Source organism: Streptomyces sp. NPDC013187 (assembly GCF_042899705.1).
GTDB classification, from domain to species: domain Bacteria; phylum Actinomycetota; class Actinomycetes; order Streptomycetales; family Streptomycetaceae; genus Streptomyces; species Streptomyces hawaiiensis_A.
In genome coordinates, this window is sequence record NZ_JBIBAF010000001.1 from 129214 (window position 1) to 152101 (window position 22888).

The window sequence follows — 22888 nt, forward strand, 5'->3', positions numbered from 1 at the left end:
GACTCATGCTCCCTTCGCGGCCTGGAACAGATCCGCCCGCGGATCCTCATCCGCGGTCGCCTCTCGGTACGCCTCGAGTGCGTCACGAGCCTTCCCCGTCAGGTCCTTCGGAACACTCACCTCGACGGTGACCAGGAGGTCGCCGCGGGTGCCGTCCTTGCGGACCGCGCCCTTGCCCCGGGCGCGCATGGTACGCCCGTTGGGCGTGCCCGGCGGCAGCTTCAGCGTGACGGGCGGGCCGCCCAGGGTGGGCACCCGCACCTCGCCGCCGAGGGCCGCCTCGGCGAAGGTCACCGGGACGGTGACCGTGAGGTTGTCCTCCTTGCGGCCGAACACCGGGTGGGAGTCGACGTGCACGACCACGTAGAGGTCGCCCGCCGGCCCGCCGCGCTCGCCCGGCGCGCCCTTGCCGCGCAGCCGGATCCGCTGGCCGTCGCTGACGCCCGCGGGGATGCGCACCTGCATGGTCCGGGAGGACTTGGCCCGGCCGCTGCCCTTGCAGACCTCGCAGGCGTGCTCCGCGATCAGGCCGCGGCCCTTGCAGTCCGGGCAGGGGTCGGTGAGGGAGAAGCCGCCGCCGCTGCCCCGGGCGACCTGCCCGGTGCCGACGCAGGTCGGGCACACGCGGGGCGTGCCGTTCTTGTCGCCGGTGCCCGAACAGGCCTTGCAGGGAGACTGCGACGACATCCGCAGCGGGACGGTCGCGCCCTCGATCGCCTCGGTGAAGCTGAGCGTGACCTCGGACTCGATGTCCTGGCCGCGCCGGGGGTGCGTACGCGTCCCCGGACCGCCCGCGCCGCCGCGGTTGAACAGGCCCCCGAAAACGTCACCGAGGCCGCCGCCGAAACCGCCGGCTCCCTGGCCGCCGCCCTGGGCGCCGCCTCCGAAGAGGTCGCCCAGGTCGAAGTTGAAGGAGCCGCCCGCGCCGCCCGGCCCCGGGCGGAAGCCGCCGTTGCCGAAGAGGGCGCGCGCGTCGTCGTACTCCTTGCGCTTCTTGGGGTCGCCGAGGATGTCGTTGGCCTCGGAGATCTCCTTGAAGCGCTCCTCCGCCTTGACGTTGCCGGTGTTGGCGTCCGGGTGGAACTCGCGGGCGAGCTTCCGGTACGCCTTCTTGATCTCGGCCTCTGTGGCGTCCTTGGGGACGCCGAGGACCTTGTAGTAGTCCTTCTCGATGAAGTCCTTGGTGCTCATCCTCGACGCCCCTCCTTCCCTTCGTCTATGACGTCAGCCCTCGTCCGGGCCACCGCTCTCCTTGTCGTCGGCGTCGGCGGACTCGTCCGCCTTGACCGTCTGCGCCCCCGGCTGGGGTTCGGCCACGGCCACCCGCGCGGGGCGGATGGTGCGCTCGCCGATCCGGTACCCGGGCTGCAGGATCGCGACGCACGTCGTCTCGGTGACGTCGGGTGCGTAGCTGTGCATCAGGGCTTCGTGGATCGTCGGGTCGAAGGGCTCGCCCTCCTTGCCGAACTGCTGCAGGCCCATCTTCGCCGCGGTGCTCTCCAGCGACTCGGCGACGGACTTGAAGCCGCCGACCAGCTCGCCGTGTTCCCGCGCGCGGCCGATGTCGTCGAGCACGGGCAGGAGCTCGGTCAGGAGGTTCGCGATGGCGATCTCCTTGACCGCGATCCGGTCGCGCTCGACCCGGCGGCGGTAGTTCTGGAACTCGGCCTGGAGGCGCTGGAGGTCCGCCGTGCGCTCGCTGAGCGCCGTGCGGGCCTGGTCCAGCTGGGCCACCAGAGCCACGTCCTGGCCCGTGTCCCCGGCCGGGGCCGCCTCCTCCTCCGCGGAGGAGGAGGCGGCCTTCGGCTCGGCGTCTTCGGAGGTGGCGCCGGAAGGGACGTCGGGCTGCTGCTCGTCGAAGCCCGGGGTCTCCTCCGTCACGCGGCACCGTCCTTCCGGTCCTCGTCGACGATCTCGGCGTCGACGACGTCGTCGTCGGCCTTGGCACCACCGGCGGCACCGGCGTCACCGGCGGGACCACCGGCGGCCTGGGCCGCGCCCGCGTCCGCGTACATGGCCTGGCCGAGCTTCTGGGAGACGGCCGCGACCTTCTCCGTGGCGGTGCGGATCTCGGCGGAGTCCTCGCCCTTGAGCTTCTCCTTCAGCTCGGCGACGGCTTCCTCGACCTCGGTCTTGATGTCGCCCGGGACCTTGTCCTCGTTGTCCTTGAGGAACTTCTCGGTCTGGTAGACGAGCTGCTCGCCCTGGTTGCGGGACTCGGCGGCCTCGCGGCGCTTGTGGTCCTCCTCCGCGTACTGCTCGGCCTCCTGGCGCATGCGGTCGACCTCGTCCTTCGGCAGCGAGGAGCCGCCGGTGACGGTCATCTTCTGCTCCTTGCCGGTGCCGAGGTCCTTCGCCGTGACGTGCATGATGCCGTTGGCGTCGATGTCGAAGGACACCTCGATCTGCGGGACGCCGCGGGGCGCCGGGGGCAGACCGGTCAGCTCGAACATCCCGAGCTTCTTGTTGTACGCCGCGATCTCGCGCTCGCCCTGGTAGACCTGGATCTGCACGGAGGGCTGGTTGTCCTCGGCGGTGGTGAAGATCTCGGACCGCTTGGTCGGGATCGTCGTGTTCCGCTCGATGAGCTTGGTCATGATGCCGCCCTTGGTCTCGATGCCGAGGGACAGCGGGGTGACGTCGAGGAGCAGGACGTCCTTGACCTCGCCCTTGAGGACACCGGCCTGCAGGGCGGCGCCGATGGCGACGACCTCGTCCGGGTTGACGCCCTTGTTGGCGTCCTTGCCGCCGGTCAGCTCCTTGACGAGCTCGGCGACGGCGGGCATACGGGTCGAGCCGCCGACGAGGACGACGTGGTCGATCTCGCTGATGGAGATGCCGGCGTCCTTGATGACGTTGTGGAACGGCGTCTTGCAGCGCTCCAGGAGGTCCGCGGTCAGCTGCTGGAACTGGGCGCGGGTCAGCTTCTCGTCGAGGTGCAGGGGGCCCTCGGCGGAGGCGGTGATGTAGGGCAGGTTGATCGAGGTCTCGGTGGACGAGGACAGCTCGATCTTCGCCTTCTCGGCGGCCTCGCGCAGACGCTGCAGGGCCATCTTGTCCTTGCCCAGGTCCACGCCGTGGCCGGACTGGAACTGCTGGACGAGGTAGTCGACGACGCGCTGGTCCCAGTCGTCACCACCGAGGTGGTTGTCACCGTTGGTGGCCTTCACCTCGACGACGCCGTCGCCGATCTCCAGCAGCGAGACGTCGAACGTACCGCCACCGAGGTCGAAGACCAGGATGGTCTGGTCGTCCTTGTCGAGGCCGTACGCCAGGGCGGCCGCGGTGGGCTCGTTGACGATGCGCAGGACGTTCAGACCGGCGATCTCGCCGGCCTCCTTGGTGGCCTGGCGCTCGGAGTCGTTGAAGTACGCCGGGACGGTGATGACCGCGTCGGTCACCTTCTCGCCCAGGTAGGACTCGGCGTCACGCTTCAGCTTCTGGAGCACGAAGGCGCTGATCTGCTGCGGGTTGAAGGGCTTCCCGTCGAGCTCGATCTTCCAGTCGGTGCCCATGTGACGCTTCACGGAGCGGATGGTCCGGTCCACGTTCGTGACCGCCTGGCGCTTGGCCACCTCTCCGACGAGCACCTCACCGTTCTTGGCGAAGGCGACGACGGACGGCGTGGTCCTGGCGCCCTCGGCGTTGGTGATGACGGTGGGCTCGCCGCCCTCCAGAACGCTGACGACGGAGTTAGTCGTGCCCAGGTCGATGCCGACCGCACGTGCCATGGTTGATTCCTCCAGCTGACTTGAGTGGAACGGACTCAAGTGTGCACGACGGCTCCCCACCGGTCAACAGAGCTGAGTCGGGCAGGCTCAACTCTTATCCGTTCCTTACACGCAATGGCGCTCTGACCTGCGTCGATACACTGCGTCGAGGGTCGTACACCGGTACACGCGAGAGAGTGAACACCACCACGAGCGCCCCTCCCGCCACCCACCACAGGGCGCCCGCCCCGATCCATTCGGCATGCGCGAGTACCCCGACGAGCATCCCGGACAACGCCCCGGTTCCCAGCAGCAGACTCGCCCCCGGCGCGGTCAGCCCGAGCCGCCGCAGCCGGTGCGCGAGATGGTCGGGCCCGCTGCGCGTGACACTCCGCCCGCCCAGCCGCCGCGACGCCAGCACGAGGACGACATCGGCGGCCACCACGGCGGTCAGCGCGAACAGGACACCCGCGCTCTCCCCGACCCCGAACCCTGCCCGGGCGTACACGGTCCCCACGGCGACCACGAACCCCGCGGCCATGGACCCGCAACCGCCCAGCGCCACCCGCGCGGGATGCCAGTTGTGGAGAAGGAAGCCGGTCAGCGCGGCGGCCAGCACGCTCATCAGCCCCGCGATCCCGTCCATCACCTCGACGGCCGCACAGGCCGCCGCACCGAAGGCGGCGACCACCCCGACGGTGCCCGCCAGCCCGTCGGCGTGATCGAGCCCCCGGAACCCGAACACCACCGCCACGATCCACACGACGGCCAGCAGCCCGGTCCCCACCCCCGTCTCCCCGTACGGCACGACACACGCGGCCGCCACGGCCGTCCCGGCCGCCAGCACCCGCCGCCGCAGCCGCACCACGTCACCGGCGAGCCCGAGCAGGGCGACGGCGCCCGCGGCGAGGAGCACCCCCCGCGTCCCGCCGGCGGAGGGCGCGACCCCCAGCCAGTCACCGCCCCCCACGACCAGCCCGGTGACGAGCACGACGGCCAGGCCCCCGGACAGCGGCACGTCCCGCTGCCGGCGCCGCTCGACCAGCCGCAGCCGCAGCGCGGGGGCCCGCAGGGCGGCGGCGAGCACAGCGGTGAGGACTAGGGCGGTGGCGGCGGCGGTGATCCCGTAGAGCACGGATATAAGGTAGGCGCGATTATGACAATTCGGTATGAATAACACGAGGAGATGGCGTCGGGATCGCGACGGGACGGCGACCGGATCCAGTCGGTTTCTGAGGCAACCCTCAGCGATTCAGATCACTGCCCACCCGGCTACAGTGCGGCGGAGGATGAGGGTAGTCTCAGACGGACTGCATAAGTTACCGCTTAGTAATTTCGGGGAACCCTGGAAAACGACAGGTCACCCGACGAAACCCCTCGCAGGCCCGAGGAGCCCCCATGCAACTCGCCGCGATCATCGTGTCGCTGGTTCTGACCGTGGTCGGCGTCGCGCTGCTCGCACGCGCGATCGGCCAGTTCGTCCGGTACTTCAAGCTGGGCCAGCCGGTCCCGGCCGGCACCCGGACCGACAACCCCTACCAGCGCAGCGTGACCCTGGTGAAGGAGTTCCTCGGCCACACGCGCATGAACCGGTGGGGCATCGTCGGTGTCGCCCACTGGTTCGTCGCCGTCGGCTTCCTGACGCTCCCGCCGACCCTCGCCCAGGCCTTCGGCCAGCTGTTCCAGGCCGACTGGGTGCTGCCGGTCATCGGTACGTTCCTGCCGTTCGAGCTGTACATCGAGTTCATCGGCGTGATGACGATCCTGGGCATCGCGGTGCTCATCGCGATCCGCCTGCTGAACCTGCCGAGCCGCCCGGGCCGCAAGTCCCGCTTCGCCGGCTCCAAGGCCGGCCAGGCCTACTTCGTCGAGTACGTCATCCTCACCATCGGCCTGGCGATCTACGTGCTGCGGGGCCTTGAGGGCGCGCTGCACCACGTCGACCACTACGAGGCGTCGTACTTCGCGTCGTACCCGCTGGTCCTGGCCTTCAAGGGCCTGTCGGTGACGGCGCTGCAGAACCTGGTCTACCTGGTCGCGATGATCAAGATCGGCACCTCGTTCATCTGGATGATCGTGGTGTCGCTCAACACCAACATGGGTGTCGCCTGGCACCGGTTCCTCGCCTTCCCCAACATCTGGTTCAAGCGCGAGGCGAGCGGCGGCACGGCCCTCGGCGCGCTCCAGCCGATGACCTCGGGCGGCAAGCCGATCGACTTCACCGACCCGGGCGACGACGACGTCTTCGGCGTCTCCCAGGTCGAGCAGTACTCGTGGAAGGGCCTGCTGGACTTCTCCACCTGCACCGAGTGCGGCCGCTGCCAGTCGCAGTGCCCCGCCTGGAACACGGGCAAGCCCCTCTCCCCCAAGCTGCTGATCATGTCCCTGCGGGACCACGCGCACGCCAAGGCGCCGTACCTGCTGGCCGGCGGCGGCAAGACGATGGAGGGCGAGGAGAAGGCGTCGGAGGAGCAGCTGGCCGGTGTGCCCGCGTCCGCCCTCGCGGAAGCCGAGCGCCCGCTGGTCGGCACGGCCGAGGAGAACGGCGTCATCGACCCGGACGTCCTGTGGTCCTGCACCACCTGCGGCGCCTGCGTCGAGCAGTGCCCGGTGGACATCGAGCACGTCGACCACATCGTCGACATGCGCCGCTACCAGGTGATGATCGAGTCGTCGTTCCCGTCGGAGGCGGGCACGATGCTCAAGAACCTGGAGAAGAAGGGCAACCCCTGGGGCCTGGCGAAGAAGCAGCGCCTGGAGTGGCTCAAGGAGGTCGACTTCGAGGTCCCGGTCGTCGGCAAGGACATCGAGGACCTGTCCGAGGTCGAGTACCTCTACTGGGTCGGCTGCGCCGGCGCCCTGGAGGACCGCGCGAAGAAGACCACGAAGGCCTTCGCGGAGCTGCTGCACATCGCGGGCGTCAAGTTCGCGATCATGGGCGGCGACGAGAAGTGCACCGGTGACTCCGCCCGGCGTCTCGGCAACGAGCCCCTGTTCCAGGAGCTCGGCATGGAGAACGTCATGGCGCTGAACATGGCGTTCGGCGAGGAGATGGACGACGAGGGCAAGGTCGTCGCCGAGTCGGCGAAGCCCAAGTCCGCCAAGAAGATCGTCGCCACCTGCCCGCACTGCCTCAACACGCTCGGCAACGAGTACCCGCAGCTCGGCGGCGACTACGAGGTCATCCACCACACGCAGCTGCTGCAGCACCTCGTCGACGAGGGCAAGCTGATCCCGGTCACGCCGGTCGAGGGCATCATCACGTACCACGACCCGTGCTACCTGGGCCGCCACAACAAGATCTACACGCCGCCGCGCGAGATCATCGCCAGCGTCCCCGGCATCCGCAACGAGGAGATGCACCGCCACAAGGAGCGCGGCTTCTGCTGCGGCGCCGGTGGTGCGCGGATGTGGATGGAGGAGCGCATCGGCAAGCGCATCAACAACGAGCGCGTCGACGAGGCCCTCTCCGTCAACCCCGACATCGTCTCGACGGCCTGCCCCTTCTGCCTGGTCATGCTCACGGACTCCGTCAACGGCAAGAAGAACGACGGCAAGGCGAAGGAGTCCATCCAGGTGGTGGACGTGGCCCAGCTGCTGCTGGACTCGGTGAAGACGCCGGTCCCGGCGGAGGACGAGAGCGACGACTCGAACGACGCCGGCGGCGAGCCGCCGGCGGGCACGTCGGACTCTACGAGCGCGCCGGAGCCGGAGCCGGTGAAGTAGGCGATCACCGCTGGTCGTCCGACCCTGTCGAAGCCCCCTGCCCGATGATCGGGCGGGGGGCTTCGGCGTTCCCTGCGGTTCAGCGGGGAGGACGGCAAGGCGACGAGTCCGGAAGACTGCGGTGCCTCCCCGTCTCAGCGGGACATCCAGCGCTCCACCTCTCGCCCCCTGGTGTCCAGCGCGGTGAGGACAGCGGCTGACGCGGTCCGCGGACGGCCGGGAACCTGCATGTCGGTCTGAACTGCGCCAGCCACAGGGCCGATCCCCGGCGGCGGCATCTCCACCTCGATTCCGGCGCACCGCGCGAGCGCGACCGCCGTCGCCACGAACCCTTCGGAGAGCGCCTCGAGCTCCGCCTCGAAGACCTCGACCTGCCGCAGGAAGAGGCGGCCTGCACCGTTCGAGGGGTTCTACAGCGTCTCGTCACCGATATCGAAGTACATGCTCATCGCCGCTCCCCCCTGCTCAGCCGCCCCGGTGCAGGGTAGAGGTCAGTCGGTCATGAGGCACACGGATAAGCCGGTGCCTTGGGACCAGGGCTCGTCGGACGTCCACGCCCCCTGCCCGGGTCATCGGGTGGCGAGGGTGCACTCGGGGGATGCGTGCTCCTAGCCGCAGCTGACTGCTGCTGATCGACGACGAACCGGCGGAACTCGTGCACTCCGGCTACCCGTCGGACATCGCCCTCGATACGCCGCTGGCGGAGCATCACCGCATCGAGGGCGGCCCCGCAACCCTGCTCCGGCAACCGGGCCACACACCCCACCACTGCGTGGACCGGGTCTCGGCCCGGGTCCCCACGCAGGAACAGTTCGAGGCCCTGCGCCTTCCCGGCAGCCTGCCGGTCCTGTGCACGCTCCGCGTCGTCTACACCGCCGACGGCCGCCCGATCGAGGCGACATCGATGGTGAAGGCCGGGCATCTCTACGAGTTGCAGTACGAGTTCGTGGTGGAGTGACCTTCTTCAGCCGTGGCGGGGCTGTCGCGAGGTTGGCAAGATCCCGGTATGCAGTTCGACGATTCCGGCAGCCTCCACGACGTGTGCACGCAGCGACTCGGCGAGAAGGCCGGTCGGCAGTTCGCCGCCATGGCCCGTCGCGGCTTCCGGCTGGTCCCGGCTCAGGACGGGGCCGAGGCGACAGGCCGGTGCCGGCTCGGCGGTCCCGCTCTGCTCGAGCCCGGGGCCGTCTGGCCCGAACTGAGCGGCGTTCCGCTGTCCCTGCACGCCGTTCTGGACACGGACGCCCTCGCTCCCTGGCTGGGCGCCGAACTGCCCGTGCGGCCGGGCCTGCTGAACTTCTTCTACCTGGATCCGGACCTGCCCTACGAGGAGTACCGCAAGCTGGACGTGTACCAGCCCGGGGTGTGGCGCGTCATTCCCGCCGATCCGGCACGGGCGGTCGCCGTCACCGCCCCCCGGCCTGCTCGGAGTTACCCGGTGATGCCCGTCCACGCGGTCGAGGTGACCATGCTCCCGGACTGCTGGGACGTCGAGGACGGCGACCTGGAGTTCGACCGGGACGAGCACTGGGGAGTGGCCTCGTTGTTCCTCACCGCGATGGCGGATCTCGACGGCAACACCGCGGGCGGCCACTGCGCCTTCGGCTGGCCCGACACCTCGCACACGCTGCCCGTGTCGTCCAGGGACGCCGACGGCACGGCGGCCGTCCATCTGCTCCAGCTCGCCGAGGACGCCGAGCTGGGGTGGGGCTGGGGCGACGCCGGAACGCTGTACTTCACCATCCCGGCCGAGGCACTCGCAGCCGGCGACTTCGCCCGGGCAGAAGCCCGGGTCATCTGCGGTTGATGCGACGCGCGGCGGACTCCAGGGGGCCGTGCCGCCACCTGGGCTGACCGCGGGTAACTGGCAGCCGTGCGGTAGCCGTGCGGCAACCACGCCTCAGCCGTGCGATGCGGTGGTACGGGGGGCGCACTCGGGGGCGCGCGATATTCGCGAATGCACTTGCCGGACTCCGTTCGTGGAGCCACGCCGGTTCGGAATGTGAAGATCAAAAAGCCCTGCTCAAGGTTGCCGACAGGCAATTGACCGAGCGTCACCCCTCAACAGCAGCCCCTCATCACGCACTTCACACGTATCGAAACAGTAAAGAGGGTTCCGTTCAGCGAATTTTCGTTGAACCATGAAGGTCCACAAATGAGGGGGGTTCGTGAAGATCGCCGGTTGCGCTTTGCGCACGGTCGGGCAAGGGGGCTCGGCAGACCGGTGACGCGGCGGTGATGCCGTTCCCACGCCGCTTCTCACGCACTACCACGCCACGGCCGCCTGCCTCAGGAACAGACGGCCGTACTTCAGGGGTGAGGAATCCACCATGCACGTATGTGTGCTGGGGCAGGGCTATGTCGGCCTGCCCCTCGCCGTGAGGGCCGCCGAGGCCGGGCACACCGTCACCGGCTATGAGCCCGACCGGGCGCGTTGCGCGGCCCTGGCCGCCGGGTCGTCGTACGTCGAGGACATCGGCGACGAGCGGCTCCGGGCGGTGCTCGACTCGGACGCCTACTACGCGACCTCCGACCCGCAGGACCTCAAGGGGTTCGACGTCGCCGTCATCACCGTGCCCACGCCGCTCACCGACCGTGCCCCGGACCTGAGTTGCGTCCGGGCCGCCGGCCGTGCGCTCGCCGGGTGGGTCGAGCCGGGGGCCACCGTCGTACTCGAGTCGACGACCCACCCCGGCACCACGCGTGACGTCCTCGTCCCGCTGCTGGAGGAGGGCTCCGGCCTCGTCGCCGGACGGGACTTCCACGTCGGGTTCAGCCCCGAGCGCATCGATCCCGGCAACCCCGACTGGCACCTGGAGAACACGCCGAAGATCGTCGCCGGGCTGACCGAGGGCTGCCTGGAGCGCGTGAAGGCCTTCTACGACACCGTCACCGACGTCACCGTGCCCGCCTCGGGGCTCGAGGAGGCCGAGCTGGCCAAGGTGTTCGAGAACACCTACCGGCACGTCAACATCGCGCTGGTCAACGAGCTGTCACGGATGGCGCACACGCTGGGCGCGGACGTCTGGCACACGCTGGAACTGGCCGCGACCAAGCCCTTCGGGTTCACCAAGTTCCTGCCCGGTCCCGGGGTCGGCGGGCACTGCCTGCCCATCGACCCGGTCTACCTCAGCCACCACGTCAAGGCGCGGCACGGGCAGACCTTCCGGCTCATCGAGCTGGCCCAGGACATCAACGAGAGCCAGCCGGACTACGTCGTACGCCGCCTCCAGGACGCCCTGAGCCGGCGGTTCCGGCGGAGCGTGCACGGGGCGCGGATCCTCGCGCTCGGGGCGGCCTACAAGCCGGGCACCTCGGACGCCCGTCAGTCACCGGCCGTCGAAGTCACCGACCGACTGCGGCGGATGGGGGCGGACGTCACCGTCGTGGACCCCTATCTGCCCGACGGCGGCAGCCGGACCATCCCCTTCGCCGCAGAAGCAGAAGACTTCGGGACGGGTACGTGCGTCGCCGACTTCGACGCGGTCGTACTGCTCACCCCACACGGCGAGTTCGACCTCGAACGGCTCGCGGCGGAGGCGAGCTACGTGCTGGACACCCGAGGCGTGATGACAGCGTCCCCCCACATCGAGCTCCTCTGAGGGACCCGGCACAGCCGACCCGCCACACCTGCGGCCGTGCGCCGGGCGCGCGGGGCACGTACGGCCTTCACCTCACACACCCACCGGGCTGCTTCGTGCTGCCTGAAACACCGAAAGGAAAACGACATGGGTTACGACGACGGAGCACTCGCCAGAACCGGCGTAGGAGCCTTCACACTGTTCGGCGCCAGCGTCTCGCTCAACTGGATCCTGGCCGTCGCGGTGACACTCGTCCTGGTGGGCGCCTTCACCTACCGGGCTGTCACCCGACGCCAGCGAGGGCGTGCCTGACATGCTCAACCGCACGTCCAAGCGGGGCCGTCGGGCACCGTGGCAGACCTGGGTCTGTGTGGCCGCCACTCTGGCGGCCACCGCCTGGACCCTCATCTACCACTTCTACTGGAGTACCCAGCCCTGGGGGACCGCACTGGTCTTCTACTGCGCCGTCACCGCCGTCCTCATCTACTCGCTGGCCGCGGTGGTCAAGGGCCGAAGCTTCACCCACCTGCCCGCCCATGAGGGCCGGGTCCTGGCCATCGTCCCTGCGTACAACGAACCGGCCGAGGCTCTGCACAAGACCGTGTGGGCGCTCATCAACCAGGTGCGCCCGCCCGACGCGATTCACGTCGTCGATGACGGTTCCAGGATCCCTGTGGTCCCCTTCGATCATCCGCTGGTCACCTGGCACCGCCAGGACAACGCCGGTAAACGGGAGGCACAGGCGAACGTGCTGCGCACCGTCGATCCGTCGACGTACGACCTCATCATGACCGTGGACTCCGATTCGGTCGTCCACCGGATGGGGCTGTGGCACTGCCTGAAAGCCATGTCGGACGTCCGTGTCCAGGCCTGCACCGGTCTGACGCTGGTATCCAACTACACCCACAACCTGCTCACCCGCGTGATCGACCTAGAAATCGTCACCTGGTGTCTGGTCACCAGGATGGCCCGCTCGCAGGTGGGCGCGGTCGCCCCCACCTCCGGCATCCTCGCCGTCTACCGCAAGGAGCTCGTCCTGGAGAACCTGGACGACTACGTCGCCTCCGGGACAGCGGGAGACGACCGGCGTCTGACTCACTACGCGCTCCAGCGGGGCCAGGTGGTCGCCGTGAACGAGGCGTGGGTCTACAGCAGCATGCCCACCGACTTCAACGAGCTGTTCACCCAGCGCGTGCGATGGTTCAAGTCGTACTGGCGCTACGTCGGCTGGGAGCTCACCAACTTCTCGGCTGCTCCCTTGTTCTTCCGGCTTTACGGTTTGGTCGTCACCGCCACGATGCCGATCCTCTACGTGTGGGTTCTGTTCGTGCTGCCCTACCACACCGACCACGAACTGCTGTTCCTCCAGGGGCTCGGCTACTGGCTGATCATGACCTACGCCCAGACCGGAATGTACGCAGCACTTCGCCCCGAGCTGTCGGCTCGCCAGAAGATCGTCGCCTGGATCTTCCTCACGCCCCTCGTCACCTTGCTGAACCTGCTCATAGTCCGCCCTGCCATGTACTGGGCACTCACCCAGGCCCGTACCACCCACTGGGGCACCCGCAAGGTGAACGTGCAGGTACCGGTCACCGAAGGGACGTGATCAAGCACTGCCGGCAGCACCGATACGCGGTTGGCGTGCCATCGTCCCCGGTGCGGGCAGCCGAGAACAGGGTGAACCTGTGACGGCCACTCCGAACGTGCCGGTCCGCCACGGGACTGTGGGTCACGGTGACGGGCCTGCTGTCCGCGTCGGAGGTGAGGTAGCCGAAACTCGCAGTGGGTGTCGGAGCACTACAGATGACCGCTTCCCGCTGGGTTCATGCCTCTTCGAGGCGTACGGCCTTCCCGAAGTCGTCGACAGCGGTCCAGTAGTGGGCGAGGCTCGTGTAGAACACTGCTGACTCCGTGACACCGTCCGCTATGTCGCCCAGTGCCATATAGACCGTTCTGCACGCGGTGAAGACGCGATCACACGCCTCTACGACCTCGCCGCTCCGGGCATGCAGGGTGGCGACTTGGCCGGTGTGGCGGAAAGGCCCGAAAACCTCTCGCAGGCGCGCTCGGTGTTCTTCGATGCGCGTTCGGCGCAACCCCAGGTCCTCGATTCTCAGGATCGAAGGGGTCTGGCGATACTCGACCCCCATGAGGTGAGCCTGTTCGAGGAAGGCGAGATATGACGCCCTCCTGACTTCCCGCCGACGTGCCTCATCCTGAGCCGCCGCCGAAACTTCAGCCTGTAACCGTGCAGCCCGCGTATGGCCGCGACTGGTCACCCAGCTCGCGAGTACTGCCGTGGCGCCTGTCAGCCCTGCGATCCACAGTCCGATGTCCCCCACGTCAGCCGAGTGTGAGGCCTGGCGCCCGAACGGAACAGCCTTCTTACCCGACAGCCGTGACGAACCGCAAAGGCCAGGAAGCCGTGGCGAACAGAAAGGCAGGCAGGTGGCCGTGACGTACCGGAAGGGGCGGGCTGCCGCGTGACCACCGCGCCCCCGCCCGGGGCAACCCGGAAATTAACCGAACTCACGTACAACCCTTACGTCCCCCCGCAGGTCTCTTGATCGCCGACCGGCCGTGAACCTCCGGGCAACTCCCGGCGAACGCGGACGGTCCGGCCCTCCATCGACTGTGGATGTCCGCCAGGCATCCCCCGCATGCAGCAGGAGACCCGCATGCAGCAGCACCAGCGCCCCTCGGGGCGCCGGCCCGCACACCCGTCCCGGCGTCCCCGCGTGCGGCTCGCCCTGGCGACCGCCGCCGCGGCCGCGCTGACCGGCACACTGCTGTCGGCCGCGGCCGGCCCGGCGACGGCCGCGGACGGCACGCACGCCGCGCGGGCCGACTTCAACGGCGACGGCATCGGCGACGTGGCCTTCTCCGCGTCCGGCTCCCACGTGAGCGGCAAGAAGGACGCCGGCCGGCTCGTCGTCCTCTACGGCACGAAGACCGGAGTGTCCTCCGCGAAGCGGTCCGCGATCAGCCAGGACACCGCCGGCAACCCGGGCACGGCCGAGACCGGTGACGTCTTCGGCGCCGACAGCGCCTACGCCGACTTCAACGGCGACGGCTACGACGACCTCGCCGTCTCCTCCCCGATGGAGGACGTCGGCGGCGACAAGGACGGCGGCGCCGTCGCGGTCCTGTGGGGCTCGGCCCAGGGCATCACCGGCAAGGGCGTCGCGATCGCGGACGCGGCCCCCACCAAGCACGACCGCTGGGGCAGGAACCTGGCCGCCGGCGACTTCGACGGCGACGGCAAGGCGGACCTGGCCGTCGGCAACACCTCCAACGTCGTGCACGTGCTCAGGGGCGGCATCAGCGCCTCCGGCACGGCGGTCAAGGGGCGGTACAGCGTCAAGGCGCCGGTCCAGGCATCCGGCGACGGCTCCGGGCCGCTCAACATCACCGCGGGCGATGTCAACGGCGACCGCCGCACCGACCTGGTCGTCGACGGCTTCGAGACCGCCACCGGCCAGTACTGGAACACCAACTACCTGCTCCCGGGCACGAGTTCCGGCCTGTCCGCCGCCGACGCCCGGCCGCTGAAGGCCGGTGTCATCACCGGCGTCGGCGACGTCAACGGCGACGGGTACGGCGACATCGTCACCGGCATGCACTGGAACAAGGCCGACGACGGGGTCACCTTCCCCGGGGCCTCCGACGGCGGCAAGGTGTGGATCACCTACGGCGCCGCGGACGGTGTCGGCTCCACCACCGGCATCACCCAGAACACCGGCAACGTCCCCGGCAGCTCGGAGAAGAACGACTACTTCGGCTACGAGCTGGACCTCGGCGACGTGAACGGTGACGGCTACCAGGACCTCGTGGTCGGGGTGGCGGGCGAGGACATCGGCTCCGTCGCCGACGCCGGCCAGCTCGTCGTGCTGTACGGCTCGGCCGCGGGCATCAACACCTCCACCGGCGCCCAGTCCTTCGCGCAGAGCACCGCGGGCGTCCCCGGCTCGGACGAGAAGGGCGACTTCCTCGGCACCGACGTGAAGCTCGACGACGTCACCGGTGACGGCCGCGCCGACGTACTGGCCGGCTCGTTCGAGAACGACGGCGACGGCGCGGTCCTCTACCTGCCGTCCAACGGCACGAGGATCACCGCCACCGGTTCGCGCACCGTCTCCCCCGGAGACTCGGGCGTCCCGACGACGGGCTACCCGAACTTCGGCGCGAACTTCGCCGACTGAGCCACCCCCGGCAAACGCCTCCCGGGTGCCTCCACCCCCGGCCGACGCCCCACCCCCCGGTGGGCGGAACCACCCCGGCCGACGCCCCACCCCCACGGGTGGAGCACCCCGGCCGACGCCCCACCCCCACGGGTGGAGCACCCCGGCCGACGCCCCACCCCCGCAGGTGGAACCACCCCCGGCCGGCCGAGCCACGGTCGGCGGCGGAGCCACCCGCACCGATCGAGCCGCCCCGAACCCCTTCCGGGGCCGGGCCTTCCCGGCCCGGCCCCCTCCCCATCCGGAGCACCACCTTGCGCAAGCGCACTCTCCTGCTGGCCGCCGCCCTCACCACCGGCCTGCTCTCCGCCGCCCCGGCCACCGCCGCCCCCTCCGGTCTCGCCGGGGACTTCAACGGCGACGGATACCGCGACCTCGCGGCCGGCGCCGCCTGCGCGGACGTCGGCTCGGCCTCCTGCGCCGGCGCGGTCGTCGTGCTGTACGGCTCGGCGTCCGGTGTCTCGGCCGCCCGCAAGGCCGTCATCACCCAGAACTCCGCCGGCGTGCCCGGCACCGCCGAGTCCGGCGACCTGTTCGGCTCCGCCCTGGCCTCCGGCGACCTGGACCGGGACGGCTACTCCGACCTCGTCGTCGGCGCCTCCAACGAGAGCGTCGGCGACCGGGACGGCGTCGGCTCCGGCACCGTCCTGTGGGGCGGCAAGTCGGGCCTGACCAGTGGCAAGGGCCTGCCGCAGCCGTCGACTCTCTCCGAGTACGGCAACTTCTCCCGGGGCATCGCCACCGGCGACTTCGACGGCGACGGGGACACGGACGTCACGCTCACCGGCCAGAGCCACACCCGCATCTACAACGGCCCCTTCACCCGCACCGGCGGCCCGCTGAACAACCTCCGCGTCGGCGAGGTCGGCACCACCTTCGAGGTGTTCGCCGGTGACATGACCGGCGACGGCGCGGCCGAGCGCGTCTACCCGTTCAACGTGGACGGCGACACCGGCGGCGAGATCAACTACTTCCGCTGGACCGGAACGACACACAAGATGGCCGAGCTGCCGAACGCCGACGGCTATCCCGGCTCCATCGGCGACATCAACCGCGACGGCTACGGCGACCTCGTCCTCGGCGACTCCGCCGACCCGTACGACCTCAAGCCCGGCGGCCACAAGGGCGGCCAGATCACCGTCTGGTACGGCGGCCCGAACGGCCCCGACCCGGCGCAGCAGCCGACCGTCGTCCACCAGGACACCGCGGGCGTGCCCGGCGCCGCCGAGGCCGAGGACGGCTTCGGCAGCGCGGTGAGCACCGGCGACATCAACGGCGACGGGTACGCCGACGTCGTGGTCTCCGCCCTGGGCGAGGACGTCGGCTCGGCGACGGACGCGGGCTCGGTGACCGTGCTGTTCGGCTCCGCCTCCGGCCTGAAGACCGACAGCGGCGTGAAGTCGTACACCCAGGACACCGCCGGGGTGCCCGGCTCCGCCGAGACGGGCGACCGTTTCGGTTCCGCCGTCGGCCTGACCGACGTGACCAAGGACGGCAAGGCGGACCTGGTCGTCGGCGTCCACGGCGAGAACTCCACGGGCGGCCTGTGGACCCTGCGCGGTTCCGCGTCCGGCCTGACCACGACCGGCGCCCAGGGCATCACCACGAGCGCCCTCTCCCTCAAGGGCATCGTCAACCTCGGCTCGGCCGTGGCCCAGTGACGTCCCGCCGACTCCCCACAGTGAGGCACCCGCACCCATGCGCACCCGTATCACCGCCGCCGTCCTCGCAGCGGCCCTGACCCCGCTCGCCCTCACCCTCTCCGCCCCCGCCGCGCACGCCGCGCCGGCCGCCGCCCCCTACGACTTCAACGGCGACGGCCGCACCGATCTCGCGATCGGCGCGCCGGGCGCCACCGTCGCCGGGCAGGCGAAGGCCGGTGCCGTGTCGGTGGTCTACGGCAGCACCAGCGGCCCGAAGACCTCCACGCGCACCCTGCTGACCCAGAACACCGCCGGCATGCCGGGTGCCGCCGAGACCGACGACGCGTTCGGCTCCGCCCTGGCCTCCGCCGACCTGAACACCGACGGCTACGCCGACCTGCTGATCGGCACGCCCGGCGAGGACGACAGCGACAACAACGACGGCACCGTCACCATCGTCTGGGGATCGGCGTCCGGCCTGTCCGGCGCCCGTACGCTGTTCAGCTTCTTCAGCACCGACTACGACCGCTACGGCCGGGCCCTGGACGCGGGCGACTTCGACGGCGACGGGGACGTGGACGTCGCGGTCGGCTCCACCGGCCCGACCACCCTCTCCCTCGTGAACGGCCCGATCACCGGGACGAGTGGCTCCAACGGCGGTTCGGGCTCGGGCAGCGCCGGGTGGTCGTCCTCGAACGGCATCACCCACCTCGCCTCCGGCGACGTCACCGGCGACGGCCACCCCCACGTGGTCCTGCACGGCCGCGCCGCGCACGACGGCGCCGCCACCACCTCCCTCGCCGACATGAAGATCAGCAACTACACCGACTGGCTGCAGAAGCTGCCCGCCGGGTTCGTCTCCGCCGTCGGCGACATCGACGGCGACGGCCACGACGACATCGCCGTAGGAAACGACCGGGAGGCCTCCGCCGACCCCGAGGGCGCCCTCGGCGGCAAGGTCACCGTCGTCTACGGCGGACCCGACGGCCGCGACAGCGGCCGCGCCCCGCTCGTCCTCACCCAGGACACCGCCGGGGTGCCCGGCGCCGCCGAGAAGGGCGACCGCTTCGGCAGCGGCGTCTCGATCGGCGACGTCAACGGCGACGGCTACGCGGACCTGGCGATCGGCACCGCGGGCGAGAACGGCTCCGCCGGCGCCGTCACCGTGCTGTACGGCTCGGCGTCCGGCCTGACCACCAAGGGCGCCACGTCGTACAGCCAGAACACCGCCGGGGTGCCCGGCGCCTCGGAGCAGGGCGACCGCTTCGGCGAGCGCGTCACGCTCACCGACCACACCGGCGACCACCGCGCCGACCTGACCGTCTCCGCGCCGGGCGAGAACGCCGGCGACGGCGCGATCTGGTCCCTGCGCGCCACGGCCACCGGCCCGACGGCCACCGGCTCGACGAGCTTCGGCCCCGGCACCACGGGCATCTCCACGGCCGGCACCCCGGGCTACGGCACCGCACTCACCTCCTGATCACCACCACTTCCGACCCGACGACCGACGACCGACGACCGACGACCGACGACCCGACGGGATCCCGATGCGCAAGCGCACCCTCCTCCTGGCCACGGCCCTCACCACCGGCCTGCTCACGGCCCTGCCCGCGACGGCGGCCACCGCCGCACCCGCCGCCGGCCCGACCGCCGACTTCAACGGCGACGGCTACGGCGACGTGGCCTTCGCCGCCCCCTACGCCAAGGTCGCCGACAAGGGCATGGCCGGCTACGTCGCCGTCATCTACGGCGGCGCCACCGGCCTCGACCCGGCCAAGCGCACCGTGATCAGCCAGAACACCGCCGGTGTGCCCGGTGACGCCGGCAACGAGGACACCTTCGGCGGCGCGCTCGCCCATGCCGACCTCAACGGCGACGGCTACACCGACCTCGCGGTCGGCGCTCCCGGCGACCGCGACGGCACCGACGGCGACGGCGGCACCGTCACCGTCCTGTGGGGCTCGGCGAACGGCCTGCGGAACGGCACGACCGTCAAGGACCCGGCCGTCTCCGCCCACAACAACTGGGGCAACCAGCTGACCGCGGGCGACTTCGACGGTGACGGCGCGCAGGACCTGGCCGTCGCCACCGACACCGACGACGTCCACATCGTCCGCGGCCCGTTCACCACCACCGGCACCACGGGCACCACGCAGAAGATCTCCACCCCCGAGCCGGCGTGGATCGTCGACGCCATGAAGGCGGGCGACACCAACGCCGACGGCAGGTCGGACCTGGTCCTCACCTACCGGGTCTTCACCGACGACGACGAGACGGGCAGCTGGTCCAAGGGCGTCGCCTACCTCGGCTCCCCCACCGGCCCGGACACCACGGCCCCCCGGGCCCTGAACGGCGGCACCTCCCTGGCCCTCGGCGACATCGACGGCGACGGCCACGACGAGATCGCCGTCGGCAACGTCTTCAGCAAGGGCAGCGACCACACCGGCAGCCTCGGCGGCCGGGTCGTCGTCATCCGCGGCTCCGAGGGCGGCCCGGTCAACGGCGACGCGCCCATGGCCGACCTCACCCAGGACTCCCCGGGCGTCCCCGGCGCCGACGAGGAGCGCGACAACTTCGGCGGCTCCGTCTCCATCGGCGACACCAACGGCGACGGCTACGGCGACCTCGCCATCGGCGTCGGCTTCGAGGACATCGGCACCACCGAGGACGCCGGCGCCGCGATCCTCATGAACGGCTCTGCCTCGGGCGTCTCCCGCACCGGCGCCCGCACCGTCACCCAGAACACCGCCGGCGTCCCCGGCACCGCCGAGGCCACGGACTACTTCGGCTCCGAGACCCTGCTGGCCGACGTCACCAAGGACGGCCACGCCGAGTTCACGATCACCGCCGGTTTCGAGGACGAGGGAATCGGCGCGATCACGGCCCTGCGCGGCTCGGCCACCGGCCCGGTCACCGACGGCGCCCGCACCTTCGGCCCCGGCAGCCTCGGCCAGACCCGCTCGTACGGCGCGTTCGGCGCCAACCTCATCGGCTGACCGGCCAGGGAGACGGCATGCGCAGATCCACCACGACCGCCCTGGTCGCCGCCCTGCTGGCGACCGGCGTCACCCCCGTGCTCCTCACCGGCCCCGCCTTGGCGGCACCGGCCAAGCACTACGACGACTTCAACGGCGACGGCCGCCGCGACCTCGCCTACGGCGGCTACAACGACGTCGACCGCGAGGGCGGCACGATCACCGTCGTGCACGGCACCACCACCGGCCTCGACACCGCCCACCCGAAGTTCCTCCACCAGGACAGCGCCGGCGTCCCCGGCTCCGGCGAGGAGGACGACCAGTTCGGCGCGTCCCTCGCGAGCGCCGACCTCGACAAGGACGGCTACGCGGACCTCGTCGTCGGCAACCCGTTCGAGCACGTGGGCAGCGACGACTACCGCGGCACGGTCACCGTCCTGTGGGGCTCCAAGACCGGCCTGTCCGGCGGCACCACCATCACCCCGCTCGGCGGCGCGGCCGGCCACTTCGGCCGCGACCTGGCCACCGGCGACTTCACCGGCGACGGCTCCCCCGACCTGGCCCTGATCGGCGGCGAGGAGGCGTGGCTGTACCGCGGCCCCTTCACCAAGTCGGGCACCACCGGCAAGGTCAGCAAGATCGACAAGGAATCCGGCGGCTGGTACTCCACCGCCCTCGCGGCCGGAAAGGTCGACGGGGACGGCAAGACCGACCTGGTGGTGATCGGCACGGAGATCGACGACAGCCGGATCCGCGAACGCGCCTGGTACCTGAAGGGCACCTCCTCCGGCCTCGCCTCGGGCGCGTCCAAGACCCTCAGCGACCGGCAGGAGGGCCTCTACCCGAGCCCTGTGATCGGCGACTTCGACAAGAACGGCTACGGCGACATCGCCCTCGGCGTGCCCGACAAGGACAACGGCAAGGGCGCGGTCACCGTCTGGCGCGGCACGTCGTCGGGCCCGGGCACCTCGGTCACCCTCACCCAGGCCACCTCCGGCGTCTCCGGCAGCCCCGAGGCCGACGACGACTTCGGCTACGCGATCTCGGCCGCCGACACCAACGGCGACGGCTACGCGGACCTCGCGGTCGGCGTCCCGCACGAGGACGTCGCGGGCGACCAGGACCAGGGCGGCGTCCACGTCTTCCGCGGCGGCTCCGGCGGCCTCAGCGGCGCGCGCTCCTCGTGGATCGCCCAGACGGTGCTCGGCCCGGCCGACTCCCACACCGCCTTCGGCTACACCCTCCGCCTGCGCGACCTGACCGCCGACGGCAAGGCAGACCTGGCCATCGGCGCGGCGAGCGGCGCGCTGCTCATGCGCGGCACGAGCACGGTCCCGACGAAGACCGGCGCGATCGCCCTGCCGGAACTGGGCGGCACCCTTCCCGACTGACACCGGCGGAGTGTGCCCGGGCGAATCCGCCGGGGCCCGGCGGGGGCGGACGAACCCGCCGGGGCCTCCGCCGGGACCGGACGAATCCGCCGGGCCTCCGCCGGGGCTGGGCGAATCCGCCGGGCCTCCGCCGGGGCTGGGCGAATCCGCCGGGGCCTCTGGCGGGGCCGGGCGAATCCGCCGGGCTCACTCCCGCGGCCCCGGGGCGAGGCCCGTACGGCCGAACCCCGACACCCCACGGATGCCCAAAGCCCCTTCCCCTTAAGGGATGTCACAGCTCGGCCGCAAAGCCGGGCCCGGAAGCCCGGGCCCGGCACGCGACCGCCGGGGACCAGGTACGTTCGAAGACGTGGCTGGATTCAGGATCGGACGCGGCCGGAACAACGGCGCTCCTCAGACGCGACCGCACAACCCTCCGTACGGGCAGCAGACGCCGCAGGGACCGTCGTACGGCTCCCCGCCGGCGCCGCAGCCGTACCCGCAGCAGCAGCCGTACGGCAACGGCGGCGGCCCCACGTGGCCGCAGCCGAACGCCGCACACGGCGGCGGCTACGGCGGCCAGGGCGAGCCGGAGTACTTCGGTGACGGCGCGTACCCGTCCGGCCCGCAGGGTCCGGCCGACCCGTACGCGGCGAACAACCCGGGCCACACCCAGGCCTTCTCGGTCGGCGACGACCCCTACACCCAGGGCGACACCTACCGCGCCGGCTCGGCGGCCCCGGCGCCCGGCCCGGTCGGCCCGCGCCTGCACTGGAAGGCCCTGCTCAGGGGGATCGTCCTCGCCCCCAACCAGACGTTCCTCCAGATGCGGGACTACTCGATGTGGGGCCCGGCCCTCGTCGTCACGTTCCTCTACGGCCTGCTCGCCGTCTTCGGCTTCGACGGCGCCCGCGAGGATGCGATAAACGCCACACTGTCGAACGCGGTGCCGATCGTCCTGACGACGGCCGTCGCGATGGTGCTCAGCGCGTTCGTCCTGGGCGTGGTCACCCACACCCTGGCCCGCCAGCTCGGCGGCGACGGCGCCTGGCAGCCCACGGTCGGCCTGTCCATGCTGATCATGTCCCTCACGGACGCGCCCCGCCTGGTCTTCGCGATGTTCGCGGGCGGCGACGCGATGTTCGTCCAGCTGCTCGGCTGGGCCACGTGGGTCGCGGGCGGCGTCCTGCTGACCCTCATGGTGGGCCGCTCCCACGACCTGCCCTGGCCGAAGGCGCTGGGCGCGTCGGCGATCCAGCTGATCGCGCTGCTGTCGATCGTGAAGCTGGGCACGGTCTGAGATCTCCGCAGGTACGAGAGAGGGGCTCCCACGGTGGGAGCCCCTCTTTTTGCCTTTTCCTGCTGGTCAGGCGTCGAGCACCTGCCCCGCCCGCCGCACGACGGGCGGTTCGACACTCAGGCAATCTTGACTCAATGACTGTTTTGGATCGAACCCCAGCCCGGCAACAACGTCTTACTCACATGCCCCGCAATAACCTGTGCCCTTCTGCCATCATGAGGGAGTTCAGGTGGATACTTGCCTCCGGGGGGATTGCTTGCCAGCCTGGCTCCTCACACTCGTGCTCGCCTTTGCGGTGTCGGGTATGCAAAGTTGGTTCAAGTTAGTTTCACGGGAACCAAC

The 22888-nt window shown here is 70.7% G+C and carries 16 protein-coding genes and 1 pseudogene; 12 read left to right on the forward strand and 5 right to left on the reverse strand.

Translation table 11 applies throughout. The features are described from left to right. Window positions 1-3 precede the first annotated feature (3 nt). The 4 genes from dnaJ to ACFY5B_RS00660 form a co-directional block, all read right to left on the reverse strand. Window positions 4-1191: a molecular chaperone DnaJ gene (gene dnaJ, locus ACFY5B_RS00645; RefSeq protein WP_389962495.1), complete on the reverse strand. Its 1188-nt coding sequence runs from the start codon at window positions 1189-1191 to the stop codon at window positions 4-6. Between the two features lie 33 nt (window positions 1192-1224). After that, window positions 1225-1881: a nucleotide exchange factor GrpE gene (gene grpE / locus ACFY5B_RS00650; protein ID WP_389962498.1), complete on the reverse strand. Its 657-nt coding sequence runs from the start codon at window positions 1879-1881 to the stop codon at window positions 1225-1227. Next, on the reverse strand, window positions 1878-3731 hold the full coding sequence (gene dnaK, locus ACFY5B_RS00655; RefSeq protein WP_361930579.1) for a molecular chaperone DnaK: 1854 nt from the start codon (window positions 3729-3731) through the stop codon (window positions 1878-1880). The genes grpE and dnaK overlap by 4 nt, the downstream gene beginning before the upstream one ends. 94 nt (window positions 3732-3825) lie before the next feature. Continuing rightward, complete coding sequence (locus tag ACFY5B_RS00660) at window positions 3826-4845, reverse strand: undecaprenyl/decaprenyl-phosphate alpha-N-acetylglucosaminyl 1-phosphate transferase (protein WP_389962502.1); 1020 nt, start codon at window positions 4843-4845, stop codon at window positions 3826-3828. 263 nt (window positions 4846-5108) lie between these two features. Between ACFY5B_RS00660 and ACFY5B_RS00665 the strand changes: the two genes are divergently transcribed. The 6 genes and pseudogenes from ACFY5B_RS00665 (at window position 5109) to ACFY5B_RS00690 (ending at window position 12623) form a co-directional block, all read left to right on the forward strand. Next, on the forward strand, window positions 5109-7436 hold the full coding sequence (locus ACFY5B_RS00665; RefSeq protein ID WP_389962505.1) for a (Fe-S)-binding protein: 2328 nt from the start codon (window positions 5109-5111) through the stop codon (window positions 7434-7436). A 622-nt stretch (window positions 7437-8058) separates the two neighbouring features. Beyond that, window positions 8059-8394: pseudogene (locus ACFY5B_RS00670) on the forward strand (UTRA domain-containing protein); the annotation flags it as partial. Window positions 8395-8442: 48 nt separating this feature from the next. Beyond that, on the forward strand, window positions 8443-9243 hold the full coding sequence (locus ACFY5B_RS00675) for a DUF1963 domain-containing protein (protein WP_389962508.1): 801 nt from the start codon (window positions 8443-8445) through the stop codon (window positions 9241-9243). A gap of 523 nt (window positions 9244-9766) precedes the next feature. Further along, window positions 9767-11038: a nucleotide sugar dehydrogenase gene (locus ACFY5B_RS00680; protein WP_389962512.1), complete on the forward strand. Its 1272-nt coding sequence runs from the start codon at window positions 9767-9769 to the stop codon at window positions 11036-11038. Window positions 11039-11164: 126 nt separating this feature from the next. Further along, complete coding sequence (locus ACFY5B_RS00685; protein WP_389962515.1) at window positions 11165-11329, forward strand: hypothetical protein; 165 nt, start codon at window positions 11165-11167, stop codon at window positions 11327-11329. A 1-nt stretch (window position 11330) separates the two neighbouring features. Beyond that, window positions 11331-12623, forward strand: coding sequence for a glycosyltransferase (locus tag ACFY5B_RS00690; RefSeq protein ID WP_389962518.1), 1293 nt, complete (start codon window positions 11331-11333; stop codon window positions 12621-12623). A gap of 217 nt (window positions 12624-12840) precedes the next feature. Here the strand turns inward: ACFY5B_RS00690 and ACFY5B_RS00695 are convergent, their stop codons facing one another. Next, a complete protein-coding gene (locus ACFY5B_RS00695; protein WP_389962521.1) occupies window positions 12841-13359 on the reverse strand; it encodes a hypothetical protein in 519 nt (172 codons plus the stop codon). Window positions 13360-13695: 336 nt separating this feature from the next. Here ACFY5B_RS00695 and ACFY5B_RS00700 point away from each other — a divergent pair, with 336 nt between their 5' ends. From ACFY5B_RS00700 to ACFY5B_RS00725, 6 genes are all read left to right on the forward strand, one after another. After that, window positions 13696-15219 carry a VCBS repeat-containing protein gene (locus tag ACFY5B_RS00700; RefSeq protein ID WP_389962524.1) on the forward strand — a complete coding sequence of 508 codons (1524 nt, stop codon included), beginning with the start codon at window positions 13696-13698 and terminating at the stop codon, window positions 15217-15219. Window positions 15220-15512: 293 nt separating this feature from the next. Beyond that, entirely contained in the window at window positions 15513-16919 is a 1407-nt protein-coding gene (locus ACFY5B_RS00705) for an FG-GAP repeat protein (RefSeq protein ID WP_389962526.1), read from the forward strand. 37 nt (window positions 16920-16956) lie between these two features. After that, window positions 16957-18381 (forward strand): hypothetical protein, encoded by a 1425-nt coding sequence (locus ACFY5B_RS00710; protein ID WP_389962529.1) that lies wholly within the window; start codon window positions 16957-16959, stop codon window positions 18379-18381. 67 nt (window positions 18382-18448) lie between these two features. Beyond that, window positions 18449-19897 (forward strand): FG-GAP repeat protein, encoded by a 1449-nt coding sequence (locus ACFY5B_RS00715; protein ID WP_389962532.1) that lies wholly within the window; start codon window positions 18449-18451, stop codon window positions 19895-19897. 17 nt (window positions 19898-19914) lie between these two features. After that, window positions 19915-21267 (forward strand): FG-GAP-like repeat-containing protein, encoded by a 1353-nt coding sequence (locus tag ACFY5B_RS00720; protein WP_389962535.1) that lies wholly within the window; start codon window positions 19915-19917, stop codon window positions 21265-21267. A gap of 268 nt (window positions 21268-21535) precedes the next feature. Next, window positions 21536-22546 (forward strand): Yip1 family protein, encoded by a 1011-nt coding sequence (locus ACFY5B_RS00725; RefSeq protein ID WP_389962538.1) that lies wholly within the window; start codon window positions 21536-21538, stop codon window positions 22544-22546. The last annotated feature ends 342 nt before the right edge of the window (window positions 22547-22888 follow it).

Bases quoted from the DNA above. Each gene is read 5' to 3' on its own strand.
- ACFY5B_RS00700 (WP_389962524.1), top strand. From the start codon at position 13,696: ATGCAGCAGCACCAGCGCCCCTCGGGGCGCCGGCCCGCACACCCGTCC.
- ACFY5B_RS00720 (WP_389962535.1), top strand. From the start codon at position 19,915: ATGCGCAGATCCACCACGACCGCCCTGGTCGCCGCCCTGCTGGCGACC.
- ACFY5B_RS00685 (WP_389962515.1), top strand. From the start codon at position 11,165: ATGGGTTACGACGACGGAGCACTCGCCAGAACCGGCGTAGGAGCCTTC.
- ACFY5B_RS00675 (WP_389962508.1), top strand. From the start codon at position 8,443: ATGCAGTTCGACGATTCCGGCAGCCTCCACGACGTGTGCACGCAGCGA.
- dnaK (WP_361930579.1), bottom strand. From the start codon at position 3,731: ATGGCACGTGCGGTCGGCATCGACCTGGGCACGACTAACTCCGTCGTC.
- ACFY5B_RS00725 (WP_389962538.1), top strand. From the start codon at position 21,536: ATGTCACAGCTCGGCCGCAAAGCCGGGCCCGGAAGCCCGGGCCCGGCA.
- dnaJ (WP_389962495.1), bottom strand. From the start codon at position 1,191: ATGAGCACCAAGGACTTCATCGAGAAGGACTACTACAAGGTCCTCGGC.
- ACFY5B_RS00665 (WP_389962505.1), top strand. From the start codon at position 5,109: ATGCAACTCGCCGCGATCATCGTGTCGCTGGTTCTGACCGTGGTCGGC.
- ACFY5B_RS00690 (WP_389962518.1), top strand. From the start codon at position 11,331: ATGCTCAACCGCACGTCCAAGCGGGGCCGTCGGGCACCGTGGCAGACC.
- ACFY5B_RS00710 (WP_389962529.1), top strand. From the start codon at position 16,957: ATGCGCACCCGTATCACCGCCGCCGTCCTCGCAGCGGCCCTGACCCCG.
- ACFY5B_RS00715 (WP_389962532.1), top strand. From the start codon at position 18,449: ATGCGCAAGCGCACCCTCCTCCTGGCCACGGCCCTCACCACCGGCCTG.
- ACFY5B_RS00680 (WP_389962512.1), top strand. From the start codon at position 9,767: ATGCACGTATGTGTGCTGGGGCAGGGCTATGTCGGCCTGCCCCTCGCC.